The organism is Longivirga aurantiaca (assembly GCF_042660085.1).
Taxonomy (GTDB): domain Bacteria; phylum Actinomycetota; class Actinomycetes; order S36-B12; family CAIYMF01; genus Longivirga; species Longivirga aurantiaca.
This window is the reverse complement of sequence record NZ_JBHSTI010000067.1, coordinates 1-4,165: the sequence shown is the minus strand read 5'-3', so window position 1 is coordinate 4,165 and position 4,165 is coordinate 1. Positions and strand designations below refer to the sequence as shown.

The following is a 4,165-nucleotide window of genomic DNA, read 5'->3' as shown; positions in this document are numbered from 1 at the left end:
CGGACGGTGCAGCACGAGCCGGGCGGCCGTCACGACCCCGAGCGTGCCCTCGCTGCCGACCATGAGGCCCGCGATGTCGTAGCCCGTGTTGTCCTTCGCGAAGCCCGACAGATGGCTGACGACGCTGCCGTCGGGCAGCACCGCCTCGACGCCGAGCACCTGCCGCCGGGTCATGCCGTAGCAGCACACGCGGATGCCGCCCGCGTTCGTGCCGATGGTGCCGCCGATGGTCGCACTGTCGCGCGCGGCGAGATCGACGCCGTACGCCCACCCTGCGGCGCGCGCGTGCTCGTGCAGCGCGGCGAGCGTGACACCCGCGCCGACCGTGACCTGGCCCGCCGCCTTGTCGACGTCGTCGAGCCGGGTGAGGCGCCGCGTGGAGAGCACGACGCACGCGGGGCCGTCGTGGCTCGGGACCGATCCGCCGACGAGACCGGTGTTGCCGCCCTGGGGGAGCACCGGCACGCGTGCGGCGACGCAGGCGGCGACCACCGCGGCGACCTCGTCGGTGGAGGCGGGTCGCACCACGGCGAGCACGGGCCCGCGGAACCGGCGCGACCAGTCCTCGCCGTACGACGCCGTCACGTCGGGATCGGTGAGCACGTGCGCGTCGCCCACGGCGGCGACGAGCCTGGCGCGCAGCGCGGGGTCGAGCGCGTGCGGGGGCTGCTGAGCTGCGGCGTCCGGCGTGCGGGTCACGGCGTACATCCTGCCGCCGCAGCCGCGCCTCCGGCGTACCGGAGTCCCGTGGTCGCACGCACGCCGACCGCGCACCAAGATCGCGAGCAGGGGTCAACGAGAGCAGTCCGACTGCCGTGATCGACCGCAACTGGGTGTGTCCCAATTCCCGCCGCTCGACGCCGGGTCCCGGAGCGGCCTGCCGGGCGCGGAACCCGACGGGGAGTTCACCGGGACATACACCCCCGTCGAGTCTACCTTCGCGAACGAGGGGCATCGTCTGCGACGCAGACCGCGCGGGTGAGCCCTGCAAAGAAGGGAAGCCTCCGATGTCCAGACGCCATACCTTCGCGTCCACCTTCGCAGTGGGCGCAGTCGCCGGAGCTTCGGTCCTCCTCGCCGCCCCAGCCTCGGCGAACCCCCAGGCGACCGCCGCCTATGGCACGTTCACCTGCTCCGACGGTCGCACGTTCGACATCTTCGGCATGGATGTCCCGCGGTTCCCCAGCCAGGTCGGCTTCCTCGGCGGCAAAGGTGCGGTGGCTCGCTGGATCGCCTCGGAGGAGACCGTGACCGTCACGGTGCTGGACGGAGTTCACGCCAACGAGGTGATCGCCGTCGACAACGACTATGCCGGCGCAGCCAACAAGGGCGCCCGGGCTCCCCAGCCTGACCTGTTGAGGCTGGCCACATGCTCGACGTCGGAGTCCTACAACTACGAAGACGTGCTGACCGCGGAGACTGCTGGGTACGTCGGGCTCGACGCCAGTTACGTGGGGGCCACCGTCAACTTCACGGGGTCCGCCACCCGCACGGTCTGGGTCAACCCAGTGCAGCTGTCCAAGCGCTGAGGGCGAGAGCCACGGCCTACGCCTCCCGACGACGGGAGAGCCCGAAGAGATGGCTGTGCCCGGCCGGAGCGCCGGCCGGGCACAGCCGGTTCGGGGTTGACGCACTCCCACGCGCCGGCAGCGCACCGGGCCGGGGTGCCTCGACGTTCCTGTGGCGCACGGTCCACAGCTCACCGAACAGGGACTCACCCTCCAAGGGCCCGAAGAGCGAGCGGGGGTCGCTACTTGAGGAGCTTGGAGAGGCGGCGGTCGGCGAGGGGCTTGCCGTCGGTCTGGCAGGTGGCGCAGTACTGCAGCGACGAGTCGGCGAAGCTCACCGAGCGGACGACGTCGCCGCACACCGGGCACGGCTGGCCCTCGCGGCCGTGCACGCGCATCCCGAGCTTCTTCTCGGCCTTGAGGTCGCCCGCCCCGAGTCCCTCGGACCTCGTCACGGCGTCGGTGAGCACGTCGTGGATGCACTGGTGCAGCGTCGCGACCTCCGCGCCCGACAGGTTCGACGCCGGCTTGAACGGCGACAGCCGCGCGGCGTGCAGGATGTCGTCGCTGTACGCGTTGCCGATGCCCGCGATGATCGACTGGCTGCGCAGCACGCCCTTGAGCTGCTTCCCGCCCGCCTCCCGCAGGATCTCGGCGAACGCGTCGACGGTGAACGCGTCGTCGAGCGGCTCCGGGCCGAGCCGCTCGATCCCCTCGATCGACGACGGGTCGCGCGTCACGTACGCCGCGAGCCGCTTCTGCGTGCCTGCCTCGGTGAGGTCGAAGGCGCCGGCCGCGACGCCGTCGTCGTCCACGAACACCACGCGGAACGCGAGCGGCCCCTTGCCCGGCTTGGGCGGGACGGCCGACACCTCCTGGCGCCAGTGCAGCCAGCCGGCGCGGGCGAGGTGCGTGACGAGGTGGATCATCTCGCCGTCCTCGTCGACGAGCGCGAGGTCGAGGAACTTGCCGCGGCGCGAGGCGTCGAGGACCCGCGCACCGACCAGTGCCGTCACGGGCGGGTCGAACGTCTTGAGCGCGCTGATCGCGGCCAGCTCGACGCGTGACACGCGCAGGCCGGTCGCGGTGCGGCGGAGGTACGACGCCAGCGACTCGACCTCGGGCAGCTCGGGCACGGCGTCGAGCCTGCCACGGCGGTGCACCCCGCGTCGTGCGGTTGGCGAGCTCGTCGCCGTGACCACGCCGTACGTCGGACCGGGCCGACCGCGCCGACCGCAGCAGCTGCGCGAGGTCCGCGAGGTGCGCCAAACCCACCGGATCACGCGCGAGTCCGGTGGTGGTCGAGCACCTCGCGTGCCCGTCGCGCGGCCCGTGCGGTGCGCGGTCGTGCCGCGACAATGGCGGGTGGCTGCTCGCGCGGAGCCTGCGTGACGCACACTGGTGCCCGTGAGCGACCAGCAGCCCCTCGACGCCGTCCTGCCGGGGCGCATCGGCATGCTCGTGCGCATCCCGACCCTGCCGGGCATGCGCGCCGCCGCACTCGACGCGCTGAACCGGTACGTCGACGACCTCGACGAGGAGCCCGGCACCGAGGCGTTCCTGGTGTGCGTCGACCCCGCCGACGCCGACGTCGTGTGGCTCTACGAGTGGTTCCGCGACGAGCAGGCGCTCGAGCTGCATCGCTCCGCGCCGCTGTTCCACCGCCTCATGACCGAGCTGCCCGGCCTCGTCGGCGAGAACCCCGGCATCATGCGGATCGACCCGTTGCGGCTGCGCATGTCGCCTGCCGTCAGCACCCACTCGTTCGGCGACCACGCGTAGCCGCACACCGGTCCGGGCGGGTACGGCGTACCCGCGGGATCAGTGCTTCGACGAGCGGATGAAGCGCAGGCCGAGGATCGGCAGGACCAGCGGCACGAACAGGTAGTCGCGGCCGAACCAGTACCAGACGCTCGAGACCGCCTTGCCCGTCTCGGGGTTGGTGAACAGGTCCTTGTTCACGATGCTCAGCGTGCCGACGACGAGGACGCCGACGAGCTCGATCCACATGCCGGTCTGCGCGATCGCGCGTGCGCGCGGGGTGTCGCGCACGAGGCAGATCGTGATGACGACGTAAACGACGGCCGCGAACAGCGAGAGCGAGTACGACACCGGTGCGGCGGAGAACTTGGTCGCGAGCTCGTAGAGCGAGCGGACGGTGGCGCCGATCGCGAGCACGGCGTACACCGCGATGAGGAGGCGGCCGGGGCCGTGGCTGGTGCCGGTAGGGGATGCAGGCGTCTCGGTCGTCGGGTCGGCGCCCGGCGTCGGGTCGGCGGTCATGTGGGTGGAACCCCTCCGGTCCAGACCTGCTGCACGCGCAGCACCAGAACGATGAGCACGAGGCAGGCGACGGCGACCACGCCGCTGCCCCACCGGCCGGGCTCGCCCTTGCCCCACCAGGCCATCGCGGGCGGGATGGCGAGGCAGGCGAGCAGGTAGAACACGAACACGACCGCCTCGGCCGGCGCGTTGCCGCCGATCCAGGCGATCGCGCACCACACCGTGATGACGAGCAGGATCAGCTCGAGGACGGCGATGCCGATCAGGCCCCAGCGCGGCGTGCTCTGGTCGCGGATCGCCAGGACGGCGAGGGCGGCGGCGAGCAGCAGCGCCGCCACGATGAGCGCCGTCGTCGCGGGGGCGGCCGGGAAGGC

6 protein-coding genes are annotated in these 4,165 nt (G+C 72.3%); 2 read left to right on the top strand and 4 right to left on the bottom strand.

Annotated features, from left to right (window positions below; translation table 11 throughout):
- Positions 1-699: FAD-binding oxidoreductase (locus ACFQGU_RS17820; RefSeq protein ID WP_386769044.1), on the bottom strand; the 699-nt coding region annotated here is incomplete at its 3' end.
- A 308-nt stretch (positions 700-1,007) separates the two neighbouring features.
- Here ACFQGU_RS17820 and ACFQGU_RS17815 point away from each other — a divergent pair.
- Positions 1,008-1,529 carry a hypothetical protein gene (locus ACFQGU_RS17815; RefSeq protein ID WP_386769043.1) on the top strand — a complete coding sequence of 174 codons (522 nt, stop codon included), beginning with the start codon at positions 1,008-1,010 and terminating at the stop codon, positions 1,527-1,529.
- Between the two features lie 221 nt (positions 1,530-1,750).
- On the opposite strand, the gene ACFQGU_RS17810 is transcribed toward ACFQGU_RS17815, so the two are convergent.
- Entirely contained in the window at positions 1,751-2,644 is an 894-nt protein-coding gene (locus ACFQGU_RS17810; protein ID WP_386769042.1) for an Fpg/Nei family DNA glycosylase, read from the bottom strand.
- A gap of 271 nt (positions 2,645-2,915) precedes the next feature.
- Here ACFQGU_RS17810 and ACFQGU_RS17805 point away from each other — a divergent pair, with 271 nt between their 5' ends.
- Positions 2,916-3,290: a putative quinol monooxygenase gene (locus ACFQGU_RS17805; protein ID WP_386769041.1), complete on the top strand. Its 375-nt coding sequence runs from the start codon at positions 2,916-2,918 to the stop codon at positions 3,288-3,290.
- A gap of 39 nt (positions 3,291-3,329) precedes the next feature.
- Here the strand turns inward: ACFQGU_RS17805 and ACFQGU_RS17800 are convergent, their stop codons facing one another.
- Entirely contained in the window at positions 3,330-3,791 is a 462-nt protein-coding gene (locus tag ACFQGU_RS17800) for a hypothetical protein (RefSeq protein ID WP_386769040.1), read from the bottom strand.
- Positions 3,788-4,165: hypothetical protein (locus tag ACFQGU_RS17795; protein WP_386769039.1), on the bottom strand; the 378-nt coding region annotated here is incomplete at its 5' end. The genes ACFQGU_RS17795 and ACFQGU_RS17800, both read right to left, overlap by 4 nt.

Bases quoted from the DNA above. Each gene is read 5' to 3' on its own strand.
- ACFQGU_RS17815 (WP_386769043.1), top strand. From the start codon at position 1,008: ATGTCCAGACGCCATACCTTCGCGTCCACCTTCGCAGTGGGCGCAGTC.
- ACFQGU_RS17800 (WP_386769040.1), bottom strand. From the start codon at position 3,791: ATGACCGCCGACCCGACGCCGGGCGCCGACCCGACGACCGAGACGCCT.